At 71.0% G+C, this 16,066-nt stretch carries 12 protein-coding genes and 2 pseudogenes; 9 read left to right on the top strand and 5 right to left on the bottom strand.

Going from position 1 to position 16,066, the window contains the following annotated elements; genetic code table 11:
• The first annotated feature begins 40 nt into the window (after positions 1–40).
• The 4 genes from K3769_RS07230 (at position 41) to K3769_RS07215 (ending at position 4,128) form a co-directional block, all read left to right on the top strand.
• Positions 41–586, top strand: coding sequence for an MTB12 C-terminal domain-containing protein (locus K3769_RS07230; RefSeq protein WP_267025613.1), 546 nt, complete (start codon positions 41–43; stop codon positions 584–586).
• The gene (locus K3769_RS07225; protein ID WP_267025612.1) at positions 561–1,886 is read left to right on the top strand and encodes an ABC transporter substrate-binding protein; all 1,326 of its coding nucleotides are present in this window, start codon (positions 561–563) and stop codon (positions 1,884–1,886) included. The genes K3769_RS07230 and K3769_RS07225 overlap by 26 nt, the downstream gene beginning before the upstream one ends.
• Before the next feature lie 143 nt (positions 1,887–2,029).
• Entirely contained in the window at positions 2,030–3,298 is a 1,269-nt protein-coding gene (locus tag K3769_RS07220) for a glycosyltransferase family 4 protein (protein ID WP_267025611.1), read from the top strand.
• Entirely contained in the window at positions 3,295–4,128 is an 834-nt protein-coding gene (locus K3769_RS07215) for a hypothetical protein (RefSeq protein WP_372514879.1), read from the top strand. Before K3769_RS07220 ends, K3769_RS07215 begins: the two co-directional genes overlap by 4 nt.
• A 14-nt stretch (positions 4,129–4,142) precedes the next feature.
• Here the strand turns inward: K3769_RS07215 and ctaD are convergent, their stop codons facing one another.
• Positions 4,143–5,873, bottom strand: coding sequence for an aa3-type cytochrome oxidase subunit I (gene ctaD, locus K3769_RS07210; protein ID WP_267031274.1), 1,731 nt, complete (start codon positions 5,871–5,873; stop codon positions 4,143–4,145).
• Positions 5,874–6,308: 435 nt separating this feature from the next.
• On the opposite strand from ctaD, the gene K3769_RS07205 reads away from it, so the two are divergent.
• Positions 6,309–6,527 (top strand): I78 family peptidase inhibitor, encoded by a 219-nt coding sequence (locus tag K3769_RS07205; protein ID WP_267025610.1) that lies wholly within the window; start codon positions 6,309–6,311, stop codon positions 6,525–6,527.
• Positions 6,528–6,796: 269 nt separating this feature from the next.
• Here the strand turns inward: K3769_RS07205 and K3769_RS07200 are convergent, their stop codons facing one another.
• Positions 6,797–7,807 (bottom strand): phosphatase PAP2 family protein, encoded by a 1,011-nt coding sequence (locus K3769_RS07200; RefSeq protein WP_267025609.1) that lies wholly within the window; start codon positions 7,805–7,807, stop codon positions 6,797–6,799.
• 237 nt (positions 7,808–8,044) lie between these two features.
• Entirely contained in the window at positions 8,045–9,214 is a 1,170-nt protein-coding gene (locus K3769_RS07195) for a glycosyltransferase family 39 protein (protein ID WP_267025608.1), read from the bottom strand.
• A 271-nt stretch (positions 9,215–9,485) separates the two neighbouring features.
• Between K3769_RS07195 and K3769_RS07190 the strand changes: the two genes are divergently transcribed.
• On the top strand, positions 9,486–11,102 hold the full coding sequence (locus K3769_RS07190) for an MFS transporter (protein ID WP_267025607.1): 1,617 nt from the start codon (positions 9,486–9,488) through the stop codon (positions 11,100–11,102).
• A 199-nt stretch (positions 11,103–11,301) separates the two neighbouring features.
• Positions 11,302–12,486 (top strand): acyl-CoA dehydrogenase family protein, encoded by a 1,185-nt coding sequence (locus K3769_RS07185; protein WP_267025606.1) that lies wholly within the window; start codon positions 11,302–11,304, stop codon positions 12,484–12,486.
• A gap of 60 nt (positions 12,487–12,546) precedes the next feature.
• On the opposite strand, the gene K3769_RS07180 is transcribed toward K3769_RS07185, so the two are convergent.
• Complete coding sequence (locus K3769_RS07180) at positions 12,547–12,990, bottom strand: cell division protein SepF (protein WP_217459371.1); 444 nt, start codon at positions 12,988–12,990, stop codon at positions 12,547–12,549.
• A gap of 287 nt (positions 12,991–13,277) precedes the next feature.
• Here K3769_RS07180 and K3769_RS07175 point away from each other — a divergent pair, with 287 nt between their 5' ends.
• Positions 13,278–14,426 (top strand): DUF5685 family protein, encoded by a 1,149-nt coding sequence (locus tag K3769_RS07175; protein WP_267025605.1) that lies wholly within the window; start codon positions 13,278–13,280, stop codon positions 14,424–14,426.
• 162 nt (positions 14,427–14,588) lie between these two features.
• On the opposite strand, the pseudogene K3769_RS07170 reads toward K3769_RS07175, so the two are convergent.
• Positions 14,589–15,301 (bottom strand): annotated as a pseudogene (locus K3769_RS07170) (ABC transporter substrate-binding protein); the annotation flags it as partial.
• 23 nt (positions 15,302–15,324) lie between these two features.
• Between K3769_RS07170 and K3769_RS07165 the strand changes: the two are divergent.
• Positions 15,325–15,588 (top strand): annotated as a pseudogene (locus tag K3769_RS07165) (LLM class flavin-dependent oxidoreductase); the annotation flags it as partial.
• Between the last annotated feature and the right edge of the window lie 478 nt (positions 15,589–16,066).

Here is a 16,066-nt window from a genome sequence, read left to right as displayed (position 1 = left end):
GGGCGCACATGGCCCGGACCGAAACCCGGTGGTGGGCCAGATGGTTCTCGGGAGTGATCTCAGGCGGGGTACGGGCCGGGGGCTGGTGGTGGCGGCGCTCCTGTTCGCCCCCTCCCTCACGCTCGCGGCGTGCGGCGACGACAGCGGCGGTGACGACACGAGTCCGCCCTCGCCCTCCGCGGAGCGGACCTCGAAGGCCGAGCCGGGTCCGAGCGCGAGCGCGCCGGACGACCCGGCGGCGGCCGAGAAGGAGATCAAGGAGAACTGGAAGAAGTTCTTCGACCCCGCCGTCCCCACGAAGGAGAAACAGGCCGTCCTGGAGAACGGCGACGCGATGGGCCCGGTCCTGAAGGGCTTCAGCGGCGACAAACGCGGCGGGCAGGTCGAGGCGACGGTCGGCAAGGTCGCCTTCACCTCGCCGACCGACGCGGACGTCACGTACACCCTCACCCTGAAGGGCGCCACGGTCATGCCGGACGCCGCCGGGACCTCCGTCGAGCAGGACGGCACCTGGAAGGTGTCGGTCAAGACGCTGTGCGGTCTCGTCACGCTGAGCGGCGATGCCTCGCCGGGGCCGGGCTGCTGAACCCGCTGTCGCGGGCCTGCTGTTCCTGCTGCTCCTGGTGGGCACGGCCTGCGGCAGCCGCCTGCCGGAGAGCGACTTCGAGAACCGGCCCGACCGCACGTCCGGCCGCACGCCCGCCCGCGCCACCGCGGACCCGATCCGGGTGGGCATCGTCACGAGCGCCACCAGCCCGGTCGGCGGCGACGCCTTCACCGGCCCGCGCGACGGCGCGAAGGCCTACTTCGACGCCCTGAACGCGCGCGGCGGCCTCGAAGGACGCAGGGTCGAGGTCCGTACGTGCGACGACGGCGGCAGCGGCGTCGGCAACAACGAATGCGTGCACCGGCTCATCGACGAGGACGAGGTGGTGGCCCTGGTCGCCACCACCGCCCTCGACTACGCGGGCGCCTCCCGGGTGTCCCACGCGCGCGTGCCCGACATCGGCGGACAGCCCATCGGCGCGGCCTACGACACCTACCCGCACCTCTACGGGATCTACGGCAGCCTCGCGCCACGCGACGGAAAGCCCGGCTGGGACGGCGAGCTGTACGGCGGCACCGAGATCTACCGCTACTTCAAGGAGAAGCAGGGCGCCCGTACGGCGGCCGTCGTCTCGTACAACCAGTCCGCGTCGGCCGCGTACGCCCGGCTCGTCACCCGGGGCCTGAAGGCCGAGGGGTACCGGGTCGTCACCGAGCAGGTCGACTTCGCGCTGCCCAACTTCCGGGCCGCCGCGGCCGACCTGAAGGAGCGGGGCGCCGACCTGGTCTTCGACGCCATCGACACCTACGGCAACGCCCGGCTGTGCGAGGCGATGGACGACGTCGGGGCGAAGGTCCTCGCCAAGGTCACCAACGTGCAGAACTGGACGTCCACCGTCCGCGAGGACTACCGGAAGGCCCCGCGCTGCCGCAACACCCTGTGGGCGACGGGCGCGAGCCGCAACTACCAGGACACCCACGGGAAGGACACGGCCCACGAGGCCGTACGGGAGTTCCGGGACGGCACCGAGGCGCTGAAGACCCGCTCCCAGTGGCAGGTGGAGGGCTGGGCCGCCGCGATGTGGTTCACGGACGCGGCCCGCTCCTGCCTGAAGAGGGGCGTCACGCGCGCGTGCGTCGACCGGTACCTGGCCACGGGGAAGCCGTACACCGCGAAGGGGCTGCTGCTGCCGGTCCGGTTCGCGCGTCTGCCCGAACCGCCCAGGACGCGCAGGACCTGCCTGTCGGTGGCCCGCTGGGAGGACGCCCGCGGGTGGGTGAGCCAGGGCGACATGGACCGCCAGTGCTACGACGTCCCGCAGCTCTCGTACAAGCCCTGATGCGCACGGGCCCAGAAAGGTTCCCTCATCCGGTTACCGATGGCGCAACTGTTCGGGAACAGAGTGATAAGCAAGCCCAACCATCACAGCCGTACCCCGGTCTAACCCTCTGGTAGCTGGACGAGCCGGAGATACGGGGACGCATGCAGATTTCTTTCCTTATTCACAACGCCTACGGAATCGGTGGGACGATCCGGACGACGTACAACCTCGCGAACACCCTGGCCGAACAGCACGACGTGGAGATCGTCTCCGTCCTCCGCCACCGCGACGAGCCGGTCTTCGCACGGAACCCGCGGGTACGCCTGCGCCACCTCGTCGATCTGCGCAAGAGCAGTCCCGGATACGAGGGCGACGACCCCGAGTACCGGAAACCGGCCCGGGTCTTCCCGAGGGGAGAGCTCCGCTACGAGCAGTACAGCGCCCTGACCGACCGCCGTATCGCCGAGCACCTCTCCACGACCGACGCCGATGTCGTGGTCGGCACCCGGCCGGGCCTGAACGTGCACCTGGCCCGTGACACCAGGCCCGGCCCGGCCCGCGTCGGCCAGGAACACCTCACCCTCGACAGCCACTCCGTCGGGCTGCGCACCCAGCTGCGCGGCGCCTACCCGCGCCTCGACGCGGTCACCACGACCACGGAGGCGGACGCCGCCGCGTACCGCACGAAGATGCGGCTGCCCGGGGTGCGGGTCGAGGCCGTGCCCAACTCGGTGCCCGCGCCCGCCATCGAGCCCGCGGACGGCAGCGGGAAATGGGTCGTCGCGGCCGGCCGGCTCGCCCCGGTCAAGCGGTACGACCTGCTGATCAGGGCCTTCGACCTGGTGCGCGCCGAGCGGCCCGACTGGCGCCTGAGGATCTACGGCAGCGGGAAGCAGAAGGACAAACTGCGCCACCTCATCGACGAGCTCGGCCTCTACAACCACGTACTGCTGATGGGGGCGGCCCATCCCATCGAGCCGGAGTGGGCCAAGGGCTCCATCGCCGCCGTCACCTCCAGCCTCGAATCCTTCGGCATGACCATCGTCGAGGCCATGCGCTGCGGCCTGCCCGTCGTCTCCACCGACTGCCCGCACGGCCCGGGGGAGATCATCGACAACGGCGTGGACGGACGCCTCGTGCAGGTCGGGAACGTCCAGGCCATCGCGGGCGGCCTGCTCGAACTCATCAACGACGACGCGCTGCGCCGGCAGATGGCGGACGCGGCGCTCAAGGACTCCGAGCGCTTCGACCCGCAACGGATCGCCGAACGCTACGAATCGCTCTTCAGCGGTCTCGTCTCGCGCGGCGGCACCTCGAAGATCGGCCGGGTGCGCGGCTCGCTGCACCGCACCCGAGGGGCCCTGCTCGGCGGCGCGTACGCCGTGCGGGACGCCGGACTCACCGTATTCGGAAAGGAGCGTTCCGCATGATGACGCTGGCTCCGCAGAGCGCGCGGACGTCCACCGACGAGGACGCCGACGTGGCGCTGCGCGCCGACTGCCTCGCCGACTCCGCGGGCGGCCTCACCTTCGACATGGCCGAGACCGGCGAGAGCGGTGACACCCACCTCGTGCTGCTCCACCGCGACGGGATCCGGGAGGTCCGGCTGCCGCTGGCCCCGGCCGCCGACGGCCGGCTGCGCGCCGCGCTGCCCAGCGGTGTCGAACTGCCCGAGGGCCGCTGGAACGCCTTCGCGCAGACCGGCGACGGCGAGCCGCAGCGCCTGACCCCCGGGCTCAACGACCTGCGCTCACTCGTCGACCGGGTGCCGAGCGGCGCGCGCGGCCATGTCGCCGTCCGAATCCCGTACGCGACCAAGCACGGCAACCTCTCCGTCCGCAGCTGGCTGCGTGCCCCGCACGCCGAGGCCGGCGAACTGCACATAGGGCAGGACGGACTGGGCGTCCACGGCCAGGTGTACGGGGTCGCGCTCACCCCGGACGCGTACGCCGAGTCGGCCGGCCACGAGGGGACGGGCCCCGTGCCGAGGATCCGGGTCCACCGGGACGGGGCGCTGTTCCGCTTCACCGTGGACTACGGCGCGCTGCCCGCGGGGTTGTGGGACCTGTGGCTGCGGCCGGCGGGGGAGAGCGGGCCGCGGGTACGGATCGCGCGGCTGCTCGACGACATCGCCGACAAGAAGCCCATCTTCACGTACCCGAAGGTCACGCTGGAGACGGCGGACGGCCCGGTGACGGCCGGGCCGTACTACACGAGCGACAACGACCTCTCGGTGGCCGTCACCGCGGACAGCCCTTAGCCAGGGGCCAGTACTCAGTACTCATCGGGGCCGGCTCCCGGACGCTCCTGGCCGAAGCGGATCTGCGGGCTGTCCTCCTGGCCGGAGCGGGTCTGGGGCGGGGTGATCGCCGCGAACCGCGGATGGTGCAGGTCGAACGCCGGTGACTCGGAACGGATCCGGGGCAGCGTGGTGAAGTTGTGCCGCGGCGGCGGGCACGAGGTCGCCCACTCCAGGGAGCGGCCGAAGCCCCAGGGGTCGTCGGCGTCGACCGGCACGCCGTACCGGGACGTCCTCCAGACGTTGTAGAGGAACGGCAGGGTCGACATGCCCAGCAGGAACGCGCCGATCGAGGAGAGGGTGTTGAGCGCGGTGAACCCGTCGGCCGCCAGATAGTCCGCGTAGCGGCGCGGCATGCCCTCCGCGCCCAGCCAGTGCTGCACCAGGAACGTGGTGTGGAAGCCCACGAAGAGCGTCCAGAAGTGCACCTTGCCGAGCCGTTCGTCGAGCATCTTGCCGGTGAACTTGGGCCACCAGAAGTAGAAGCCGGCGAAGGTCGCGAAGACGACGGTGCCGAACACCACGTAGTGGAAGTGCGCCACCACGAAGTACGTGTCCGTGACGTGGAAGTCCAGCGGCGGCGAGGCCAGGATGACCCCGGTGAGGCCGCCGAACAGGAACGACACCAGGAAGCCCGTCGCCCACAGCATGGGGGTCTCGAAGGACAGCGACCCCTTCAGCATCGTCCCGGTCCAGTTGAAGAACTTCACCCCGGTGGGCACCGCGATCAGGAACGACACGAACGAGAAGAACGGCAGCAGCACCGCGCCCGTCGCGAACATGTGGTGGGCCCACACGACGACGGACAGACCGGTGATGGCCATCGTGGCGCCGACCAGCGTCAGATAGCCGAAGATCGGCTTCCGGCTGAAGACCGGGATGATCTCCGTGATGATCCCGAAGAACGGCAGCGCGATGATGTAGACCTCGGGATGCCCGAAGAACCAGAAGAGGTGCTGCCACAGCAGCGCCCCGCCGTTGGCCGAGGCGAAGACCTGCGAGCCGAACCGCCGGTCCGCCTCAAGGACCAGGAGCGCCGCGGCGAGCACCGGGAACGCCATCAGGATCAGGATCGACGTGAACAGCGTGTTCCACGTGAAGATCGGCATCCGGAACATCGTCATGCCCGGGGCGCGCATCCCGATGATCGTCGTCAGGAAGTTCACCGCGCCGAGGATCGTGCCGAAGCCGGCCAGCGCGAGCCCCATGATCCACATGTCGGCGCCGATCCCGGGCGAGCGCTCCATGCTGTTCAGCGGCGCGTACGCGAACCAGCCGAAGTTCGCGGGGCCCCCGGGCACCAGCAGCGAGCCCAGCACGATCAGCCCGCCGAAGAGGAACAGCCAGTACGACAGCATGTTCAGCCGGGGGAAGGCGACGTCGGGCGCGCCGATCTGCAGCGGCATGATCTCGTTGGCGAAACCGGCGAAGGTCGGCGTCGCGAAGAGCAGCAGCATGATCGTGCCGTGCATCGTGAACATCTGGTTGAACGTGTTGTTGCCGATGATCTGCGTACCGGGCCGTGCCAGCTCGGCCCGCATCAGCAGCGCCATCAGACCGCCGATCAGGAAGAAGGCGAACGAGGTGATGAGGTAGAGGTGGCCGATCTTCTTGTGGTCGGTGGTGGTCAGCCAGTCCACGACCAGCCGTCCCGGCCGCTTCACCGGTACGGGCCGTAGCGCCGCCTGTGCGGTGTCCGTCCCCATCGCCGCCCCCTCGCTCGTCGCGTCCCGGGCCTCCTGAAGCACACGCCATGATGCTCGCGGGCACCGCGCTTCGACAGGGGGCGTACGCGGGTTCTGTGCTCGAACCATGTATTTCCTGTGGCGGCCCAACTTCCCTGCGGCGCCCCGTAATCGAAAAGTAAAGGCAGGGAAACCGGTCCGGTTACCCGCTTTCGGCAGGGGTATTCGGGGCCGCTTCGGGGATAGTCCCGTGCGCCGCGGAATTACGCGCGAAGGCAGGCGGAAAACGTGGGGAACCGCCCGTTCGTGTGACGGCCCGATGCGTGACCGCCGATGTCGGCGCGGCCGGAACGAGTGTCGTTGTCCTGTGACAGAAGCGTGACCGGAGGGGGACCGGTGACTGTTGGTGGCGGGGCCGGGGTTCCGCGTCCGCGTGGGGGCGCTTAACGTGGCGGCATGGCACCGATTCCCACTCCGCCTGCGGAGCCCTCCGACACCCCGGACGCGTACGTCGGCCTCGATGCCGGGGGCGCGGAGCGGCAGGCTCGTGCGCGCGGCTGGTCGACCGTGCGGTCGTTGCCGCCGGGCGCGATCATCACGATGGAGTACCTGTCGGGGCGGCTGAACTTCGAGGTCGCGCAGGACGGCCGGGTCACGCGCTGCTGGAAGGGGTGAACGGTTCCGGGGCGAGCCGGGGCGGGGTGGAGCAGGTGCGGGCCGTGGATGCCGGCCGCGCAGTTCCCCGCGCCCCTGAAGAACGGGGCTATGCCCCGTCAGGGGCGCGGGGAACTGCGCGCTCGGCGCTGACTCACCCGCAGATTCAAGCGCGCGGTCCGGTGACTCCCCAGGGGCGCGGGAAACTGCGCGGCCGGCTCCCACCTACCCGCGGGTTCAAGCGTGCGAGGCATCGGTGTGTGCGTACCGGCCCCGCCGCGTTCCCCCGCTCAGCCCCCCGCGAGGGGCCGCGCGGACGCCGTCCCGCGTGTCACCCGGTCCGCCTGCGGCGGCCGACGGCTGCCGAGCGGTGTCACCGGCGTGCGCTCCGAACGGCTCAGATGCGGCCCGGGGGCCAGATGCCCCGGCGGCCGGGGCGGCCGTGACGCGGCCACCGGCTCACGCACCACCGGCTCCTGCTCACCGGCGGAGCCGCCGATCGGGGTGAGGGGCACGGGCACCTCGGCCGGAGCCGCGCCACGCCGGCGGTCGCGCCAGGCGTCACGCAGGTCGAAGATGCCGGTCTCGGCACGCGCGATCAGCGGCTCGAACCAGGGCAGCGCCAGCAGGATCAGCAGTCCCGCGACCCAGCCGAGCACCACGTCGCTCAGCCAGTGCGTACCGAGGTACACGGTGGTCAGGCCGACGCCGAGGGAGACCACGGCGGAGAAGGCCGACAGCCAGCGGCGGGCGCCCGGCGTCGAGGCCAGATAGGCCAGGATGCCCCAGGTCACGACGGCGTTGGCGGTGTGACCCGAAGGAAATATGTCGCCGCCCAGCCACATCTCGTTCGAGCCGACGCTGGTCGCGTAGTGCGGACCGAGGCGGCCCATGCTGATCTTGGCCGCGCCGACCGTGAGGTTCAGGAGCAGCAGCGAGGCGCCCAGCGTGAGCAGCGGGCGCAGCGTGTGCTGCCGCCAGGAGCGCCAGCCCAGCCAGGCCGCGATCATCACGGCGGTGGGGCCGCGCTGGCCCAGCACCACGTAGTAGTCGAGGAACGCGTGGATCTCCGGCCACTGCTGGTACGGCCTGAAGAACATGACCTGCCAGTCGAGCCGGACCAGCCACGAGGTGATCACGACGGCCCACACGATGGCCGCGTAGAAGGCGAGCGTGGACGCGAAGAGGACCACTCGGTGCCGGCTCATCCTGGGCACGTCGATGTGGGCCGGTCGTTCCGGCTCACGGTCCAGCCGGGCGAAGACCCGGTCCAGACGAGTCAGCTTTCGTTCGGTACGCACCCAATCGACGTTACAGCGAGTGAGCTGTGTTCCAGGCCGAAGTTCCGTCTTTGTGATGACGATGTGATGTGGGATTGCTCTCAGAAGGGGGTTTATCGCCGTGGATTATGGAATCCCCCGTCCGCTCTTCCTTCAATTCGATTGATCATTCCGGAGCGGAGTTTTATGGCGCTTTCAAATTCGTTCACCGAATGCTTGCGCGCGCTTCTCCGGGCGCTCACCGGCAACCGTGAGTGATCATGGCGGACCGCTCCCGTTCAGCCACCAGGCGCCGTACGCCGCCGACACCACCGCCACAGCGCCCAGCACCCACGCGGACCTGGACGTCCGCAGCCTCGCCAGGGCCAGGGCGAGGGGCAGGAGAAGGGGGAAGGCGGGCAGCAGAAGGCGTGGTTTCGAGCCGAAATAGCTCGACGCGCACAGCGCGAGAGCGGCGACGACCCCCGCGTACACCAGGAGCGGCAACGGCTGCCGCTGCCGTACGCAGACCACGTACAGCCGTACGAGCAGGCCGACCCCCGCGATCAGGGCCAGCCCGGCCAGGGCCGAGGGGAACGAGGTGAACTTGTCGGCGACGAAGCGGGCGAAGGCGTAACCACCGTCGAAGCCGTTGCGCCACCCCGCCTGGACGTCGAGATAGCCCAGCGGGCCCCCGCCCGTGCGACGGCCGACCCACAGGACGTATCCCGCCGCGCCGAGGGGCGCGACCAGCATCGACAGGGCGCGCCGCCACCGGGACGCGCCGTCCTCGGCAGGCACACTCCGCTCCCGTACGAAAGAGGCGATCGCCGTCACCCACACGGCCGCAACGACCGCCGCGCCCACCGGCCGGGTCAGCCCGGCCAGCGAGGCCAGCAGGCCCGCGGTCAGCCAGCGGCCGGTCAGGACCGCGTACAGCGACCAGGCAGCGAGCGCCGTGAACAGCGACTCGCTGTACGCCATCGACTGCACGATCCCGATCGGCAGGACCGCCCACACCAGTACGGCGCAGACCCCGGCCCGGCGGCCGTACACCTGGTCCGCGACCGCGAAGATCCCCCAGGCCGCCGCGAGCGAGGCGGTCCAGCTCACCAGCAGGCCCGCGTGTGCGGGGGAGAGCGGCAAGAGCGCCGACACCGCCCGCTCCAGCCAGGGCAGCAGCGGGAAGAAGGCCAGGTTCGAGTGCACGTCGCCGTTGGGCAGGCGCACCTCGTAGCCGTAACCGAGCTCGGCGACCCTCGTGTACCAGAGGGAGTCCCAGCGGGACGAGAGCAGCCGCAGCCAGCTCTCGTCCCGGGCGGCGCTCCACACCGCGAGCACCACCAGGCCCAGCGCGCGCACCGCCGCGTACCCAAGGAGGGCGGGCGCGGCGCGGCGCCAGGACGGCCCCGGACGGGGCGGCGCGGCAGGCGTCTCAAGATCGGTCACGGGCTCGATTATCGAGGGGGCCCGGGGCCGTGGACCCCGGCGGGGGCGCGCGCGGGCACCGGGCCGGGCGGGGAGCGGCGTGGCGCACGCCACACGTGTCCCGGGAGAACGTGAGAGGTCCGCCACCCGACGCCAGGAACAACTCGCGTACTCTGACGTCCCACTCGCCTTTGTTGCGTGGGCCGGGACACCGCTCCTCCCGAGCCGCAGCCGCAGGGAGTCCCCACCCAGCGGATCGCCGAACGCGAGGGAACATCTGGGAGGTACGTACATGTCCGGGACGACCACGGCCGCCGCGCGTCGCCGTCGGGAGACCGGGGCCGGTGCAGACCGCTGGGTCGTCCTTGTGGTGCTGTGCGTCAGCCTGCTCCTGGTCGCCGTCGACGCCACCGTGCTCCACGTCGCCGTGCCCGCCGTCACCGAGGACCTCACGCCCGGCGCGATAGAGTTGCTCTGGATCGTCGACGTCTACCCGCTCGTCTGCGCCTCGCTCCTCATCCTCTTCGGCACCCTGGGCGACCGGATCGGCCGCAGACGCGTCCTCCTCCTCGGATACGCGCTCTTCGGCGTCGCGTCCGCCGCCGCGGCCCTCGCCGACAGCGCGCAGGTGCTGATCGCGGCGCGCGCCCTGCTCGGCGTCGGCGGCGCGATGATCATGCCCGCGACGCTGTCCATCCTGCGGCAGGTCTTTCCCGCCCGGCGCGAGCGGGCCCTCGCGATCGGCGTCTGGAGCGCGGTCGCCGCGGTGGGCGCGGCCGTCGGACCGCTCCTCGGCGGATTCCTCCTGGAGCACTTCTGGTGGGGCTCGGTCTTCCTCATCAACATCCCCCTGATGCTCGTCAGCCTGCCCGTCGGACGGCTCCTGCTGCCCGAGTCGAAGGGCGAGCGCGACGGGCCGTGGGACGTCGTCGGCGCGCTGATGGCCGCGGCCGGTCTCTTCGGCGTGGTTCTCGGTGTGAAGCGGCTCGGCGGCGGCGAGGACCCGCTGAGCGTGTTCACGGCGGTGCCGCTGCTGGCGGGGGCCGGGCTGCTCGTCGCCTTCGTACGGCGGCAGCGGCGCCGCCGGCATCCGCTGATCGACCTCACGATGTTCTCCCGGCCCGCCTTCAGCACCTCTGTCGGCTGCATCGTGCTGGCGATGCTCGCGCTGGTCGGACTCGAACTGATCGCCGCGCAGTATCTGCAGCTCGTCCTCGGCCTCTCCCCGCTGGAGACCGGGCTGCGGCTGGTGCCGCTCACCGTCGCGGCGATGGCCGCCGGGCTCGCCGGGGCGAAGCTGCTGCAGTGCTTCGGGCCGCGGACCATGGTGTGCGCCGGCTTCTGCCTCACCGCCGCCGCGGTCGTCACCCTGACGGCGATGGGCGCCGAGGACAACGCCCCGCTGCTGCTGACCGGGTTCGTGATGCTCGGCTTCGGCCTTGAGGTCACCCTCTTCGGCGCGTACGAGTCGATGCTGAGCGAGGCTCCGCCGGAACAGGCCGGCGGGGCGGCGGCGATCGGCGAGACCTCGTACCAGCTCGGGGCGGGGATCGGGATCGCGCTCCTCGGGAGCGTGATGAACGCGGCGTACGCGCCCGGCCTCGCGTCCGTCTCCGGGGTGCCTCCGCGCGACACCGCCGCGGCGGGGCATTCGCTGGGGGAGGCGTACGAGGTGGCCGCGCGGCTCGGCGGGGGGTCGGGGGAGGCGCTGCGGTCCGCCGCGCGGCACGCGTTCGTGCACGGCTTGCATGTGACGTTGGTGGTCAGTGCGGGGCTGTTGCTGGTGGGGGCGGCGATGGCGCTGCGGCTGCCGCGGGCGATGGAGTGCGCGGAGCCCTCCCGGGCGGAGGTGCCGGGGCCTCGGGAGGCGGGGGCCGGTGCGCCCGTGCGGGTGGAGTCTGTGCGCTGAGGGTGCGTCGTGGCTCGCGTACGGGGCTTTCCCGCTCACACCGCCCGTGCGGGGGGTTGCACCCTGCGGGTATCCCCGCCCCGGTGGCCGCGGGACAGTGGCTCGCGTGCGGTTCTGGACGTGCGGTGCGCCTCGACGTAACGTCGGGGACCGTCCGTGGCTACCACTGCTAGTTTTACGTACTCGTACCGGAGGCCCCATGTCCCCGAAGTTGCCGCCGTTCGATCCCGCCGATCCGCTCGGTGTCGACGATCTGCTGAGCGTGGAGGACCTGGCGGTCAGGGACACCGTGCGGGCCTGGGCCGCGGACCGGGTGCTGCCCCATGTCGCCGAGTGGTACGAGCGGGGGGAACTGGCCGGGATCCGGGAACTGGCGCGGGAGCTGGGCGGCATCGGCGCCCTCGGGATGTCGCTCGACGGCTACGGGTGCGCCGGGGCCTCCGCCGTGCAGTACGGCCTCGCCTGTCTGGAACTGGAGGCGGCCGACTCCGGCATCCGCTCGCTCGTCTCCGTGCAGGGCTCGCTCGCGATGTACGCGATCCACCGGTTCGGCAGCGAGGAACAGAAGCAGGCCTGGCTGCCGAGGATGGCGGCCGGCGAGGTCATCGGCTGCTTCGGGCTGACCGAGCCCGACCACGGGTCCGACCCCGCGGGCATGCGCACGTACGCCGCGCGGGACGGCGGCGACTGGATCCTCACCGGACGCAAGATGTGGATCACCAACGGATCCGTGGCGGGCGTCGCCGTCGTCTGGGCGCGGACCGACGACGGGATCCGCGGGTTCGTCGTGCCGACCGACCTCCCCGGCTTCTCCGCACCGGAGATCAAGCACAAGTGGTCACTGCGGGCGTCGGTCACCAGCGAGCTGGTCCTCGACGGCGTACGGCTGCCCGCCGACGCCGTACTGCCGGAGGTCACCGGCCTCAAGGGGCCGCTCAGCTGTCTGTCCCACGCCCGCTACGGGATCGTCTGGGGCTCGATGGGGGCCGCGCGGGCGAGTTTCGAGGCGGCCGTGGAGTACGCGAAGACGCGTGAGCAGTTCGGGCGGCCCATCGGCGGATTCCAGCTCACCCAGGCCAAGCTCGCCGACATGGCGGTCGAGCTGCACAAGGGGATTCTGCTGGCCCACCACCTGGGCCGGCGGATGGACGCGGGACGGCTCCGTCCCGAACAGGTCAGTTTCGGCAAGCTCAACAACGTACGGGAGGCGATCGACATCTGCCGTACCGCACGGACGATCCTCGGCGCCAATGGGATCTCGCTCGAATACCCCGTGATGCGCCACGCGACGAACCTCGAATCGGTGCTGACCTACGAGGGCACCGTCGAGATGCATCAACTGGTACTGGGCAAGGCGCTCACCGGTCTCGACGCGTTCCGGTAGGGCCCGCGGCGGGACGCTCTCACCGCGGTGCCGGGGAACGGACCCGGTGAGCCGCCTTGCCTAGCTCTGGTTGAAGAAGCCGTCCGTGCGACGGGCGGCCGGTTCCCCGCTGACGATCTCCGTGTCGGCGGGGGTCAGCAGGAAGACCCGGTTCGACACGCGCTCGATCGAGCCGCGCAGGCCGAAGATCAGGCCGGCCGCGAAGTCGACGACGCGCTTGGCGTCGGCGGCCTCCATGGCCGTGAGGTTCATGATGACGGGCACGCCGTCGCGGAACAGTTCACCGATGCCACGGGCGTCCCGGAAGCTGTCCGGGGTGACCGTGCCAATCCGGCGGCCCTTCTCCTCGGCGGCCTCCGATGCCACCTTGACCCGAGGATCCGTGACCCAGACCTCCCGGCTCCCGGTCTCGGATCCTTCGGCGTAGTCGTCGTCGTAGTAACGCTCGTCATCGTTGTCGTCGACGAGGCCAAGCCAGGCACTCGCCTTGCGCACCGATCCCATGGACGCCTCCTCTCACAGCGGTCTTTCTTCTTTCCGCATCCCCATGGTCGTGCATGATGCGGATGTCGCGCCAAGGGGATAGACGCCGCGCTGGGGTTTCGTGACGGTACTGGTGCACAGCGAATACGTCGAGAGGCCGCGTACCCCAAGGGTCGTGCGGTACACCGCTGCTGACTGTGAGTGAAATATGATTCTTCGCGGCGGACGGGTGACGGCTGGAGCGTACGGGTGAACGAGCCGCCCCACGATGCCGCAGTTCAACGTCGTACACACCACGGGGGATCGTCGTGTTCGGAATCGTCAGGCCCTGCCGTCACCGGCTGGGAGAGAACCTCAAAACCCAATGGATGGCGCATTTGTGCGGGCTTTGTCTCGCGCTGCGCGGGGATCACGGGCAGTTCGCGCGAGTCGTCACCAACTACGACGGCTTGCTGATATCGGTTCTGACGGAGGCTCAGGCCGCACCGGGAACGGAATGGCGGCGTACCGCGGGGCCGTGTCCGCTGCGCGGAATGCGGAGCGCGTCGGTAGCTCAGGGTGAGGGCGCACGGCTCGCCGCCGCCGTTTCGCTGGTGCTCGCCTCGGCGAAGATGCGCGATCACCTGGCCGACGGGGACGGGCTGCTGGCGCGCCGTCCGGTGGCGCTCGCGGCGCGCCGCGTTGCCACGAACTGGAGCCGGGCGGGCGCGAGGACCGGCTCGGCCGTCGGGTTCGACACCGCGGTGCTGGTCGACGCCGTGGACCGGCAGGTCGGCATCGAGACGCTCGCCGGGATCGGCACGCCGCTGCTGACCGTCACCGAGCCGACCGAGTCCGCGACCGCCGCGGCCTTCGCGCACACCGCGGTCCTGGCCGGCCGGCCCGCCAACGCGGCACCGCTCGCCGAGGCCGGCCGGCTCTTCGGCAGGCTCGCCCATCTGCTGGACGCGGTGGAGGACCGGGCGGCCGATGCCGCGGCGGGCGCCTGGAATCCGCTGACGGCCACCGGGGCATCCCCGGCGGAGGCCCGGCGGCTCGCCGACGACGCGCTGCACGGGATACGGCTCGCGCTGCGGGACGTGGAGTTCACGGACGCGAAGCTGGCGCACGTGCTGCTCGTGCACGAGCTGCGGAACTCGGTGGACCGGGTGTTCGGAACGGCGTCCTGCTCGCACGGCACGTCACACGGCACGTCGCACGGCAACCCGTACGCGCCGCCCGAGCCGCCGCGGCGCGACCGGCGGCGGGGGCTGCTCGCGGGGTGCGCGGTGTGGATGGGACTGGCCTGTACGTGCCAGCTGTGCTGCGGGGAGTACCACGATCCATGGTCGGGGGAGCAGAAGCCGGGGTTTTGTCAGCGGTGCGACAACTGCGACGGGTGCGATGGGTGTTGCGACTGCTGCGACTGCTGTGACGGGTGCGATTGCTGTTGCGACGGTTGCTCTTGCGACTGCTGATCGCTGGTGCGGGTCAGCTCCGGCCGGCCCAAAAGACTGCGCAGTTCCCCGCGCCCCCAGGCACCTGGGGGCGCGGGGAACTGCGCAAACGGGGGCGAGGGGGCGGAGCCTCCATGCGTGGTCGGGAACAGGTAGGGGCCGCGGGGGCGAGCTCCCGCAGGTTCAGCCCTTGATCTCGGGTGGTGAGATCCGGGACTTGGCGATCGCCGAGCCAGTCGCGCCCCACTTTTTAGGGATCTTCGCGTACGTCCCGTCGGAGATCAGCTCGTTCACGGCCGCCCGCACGGCAGGCGCCAACTCCGTGCCCTTCTTGAAGGCGAACCCCACATCGAGCCGGTGGAACTTGTTCAGGAACTTCAGCCCCTCCTGCCGCGAGACGGCATAGCGAAGTCCGTTGATCGTGCTCATCACCACATCGCTGCGACCCTGCTGCAGCGAGGACCACAGAGCACCCTGCTCGCTGTACGTCTGCGCCTTGTACGCCTTCTCGCCCGCGTCGGAGCACACATGTGTTCCTGCTCCTCCAGCGTGGCCTCGAATGTGGTGCCCGCTCCGGTCGCCGCGTTCCGCCCGCACAACTGGGCGAGGTCGGTGACCTTGTCCGGGTCGCTGTCCTCGCGGGTCGCGAATCCCCGGCCGTCGTTGATGTAGGTGACGAAGTCGATGGTCCCGCGGCGCTCGTCGGTGACACCGAAGTTGCCGACCCCCACGTCGTACTTGCCGCTGTCCAGGGCCGGGAGGATCGCCTCGAAACTCGCGGCCTCGCGCCTGAGCCGCAGCCCGAGTGTCTTCGCCACGGCGTCCGCGAGGTCGACGTCCTGTCCCGCGAGGGTCTTGCCGTCCTCCAGGTAGTTGGTGCCGGGCGGCGAGCCGCCGACGCTGACGGCGCCCCGCCGTGGCCGCGCCGGGCCACGGCGGGGGAGGCCCGCGGCAGACCGCGCGGGGCCCGCTGTACCGCGGCGGGCCCGTCGACCTCGCCGAACTGATCGCCGCCTGGCACGGGACCGGTGCCGCCGACGGCTTCCACCTCACCCCGGTCGAACCCCGCCGGGACCTGGAACGTCTGGTCAACGGCACGGCCGCGCTCCTGCAGCACCGCGGGCTCCTGCGCACCTTCTATCCGGGCAGCACGCTCCGCGAGCATCTGGGCTCGACCGGCCCAGTCACCGGTACGCCATGGCGGAGGGAACGTCATGACCGTACGGACCGGCGTGGCGGACGGTCTCCGGGAGCGTGGCGCGTTTCGAGCGGACCGCACGGGCGCGACCCCGCGCGCACACCTCGGGTTGCACGAGCCAGTAGGGAAGGACCGGCCCTGGAAAGGCCGATACGTACGGGGATCGAAGGTCATCCGGAGGGGCGAATTCTGGCCACCCCCGGACGATGGGCGGTCGGCGGCCCGTCGACGGGGGCACGGTGCCGCCGACGGCCGGGGTGTACGCGACTTAGCCCCGGCCTCACCTGCCCGGCAGGCGTTCCGCGGCACCTAGGGTCTGTCTGACAATTCCCGTCTGCCGCGCGACGCCATGCACGCACTCTCGCCGCACCGGGCGCAGAGCCAAGTACGTCCAGTACGAGGCTCTACGCCCGGCACACCGAGAGCACGCACCTGACGCCGCGCAGCCGCCCTACGGGCGACG

Origin of the sequence: Streptomyces ortus, assembly GCF_026341275.1 — a bacterium.
GTDB classification, from domain to species: Bacteria; Actinomycetota; Actinomycetes; order Streptomycetales; family Streptomycetaceae; genus Streptomyces; species Streptomyces ortus.
This window is presented reverse-complemented; position numbering and strand designations above follow the sequence as displayed.

Excerpts from the sequence above, each read along its gene's own strand:
- K3769_RS07225 (WP_267025612.1), top strand. The coding sequence starts at position 561 with ATGCCTCGCCGGGGCCGGGCTGCTGAACCCGCTGTCGCGGGCCTGCTG.
- K3769_RS07220 (WP_267025611.1), top strand. The coding sequence starts at position 2,030 with ATGCAGATTTCTTTCCTTATTCACAACGCCTACGGAATCGGTGGGACG.
- K3769_RS07190 (WP_267025607.1), top strand. The coding sequence starts at position 9,486 with ATGTCCGGGACGACCACGGCCGCCGCGCGTCGCCGTCGGGAGACCGGG.
- K3769_RS07205 (WP_267025610.1), top strand. The coding sequence starts at position 6,309 with ATGGCACCGATTCCCACTCCGCCTGCGGAGCCCTCCGACACCCCGGAC.
- K3769_RS07230 (WP_267025613.1), top strand. The coding sequence starts at position 41 with ATGGTTCTCGGGAGTGATCTCAGGCGGGGTACGGGCCGGGGGCTGGTG.
- K3769_RS07215 (WP_372514879.1), top strand. The coding sequence starts at position 3,295 with ATGATGACGCTGGCTCCGCAGAGCGCGCGGACGTCCACCGACGAGGAC.
- K3769_RS07180 (WP_217459371.1), bottom strand. The coding sequence starts at position 12,990 with ATGGGATCGGTGCGCAAGGCGAGTGCCTGGCTTGGCCTCGTCGACGAC.
- ctaD (WP_267031274.1), bottom strand. The coding sequence starts at position 5,873 with ATGGGGACGGACACCGCACAGGCGGCGCTACGGCCCGTACCGGTGAAG.
- K3769_RS07185 (WP_267025606.1), top strand. The coding sequence starts at position 11,302 with ATGTCCCCGAAGTTGCCGCCGTTCGATCCCGCCGATCCGCTCGGTGTC.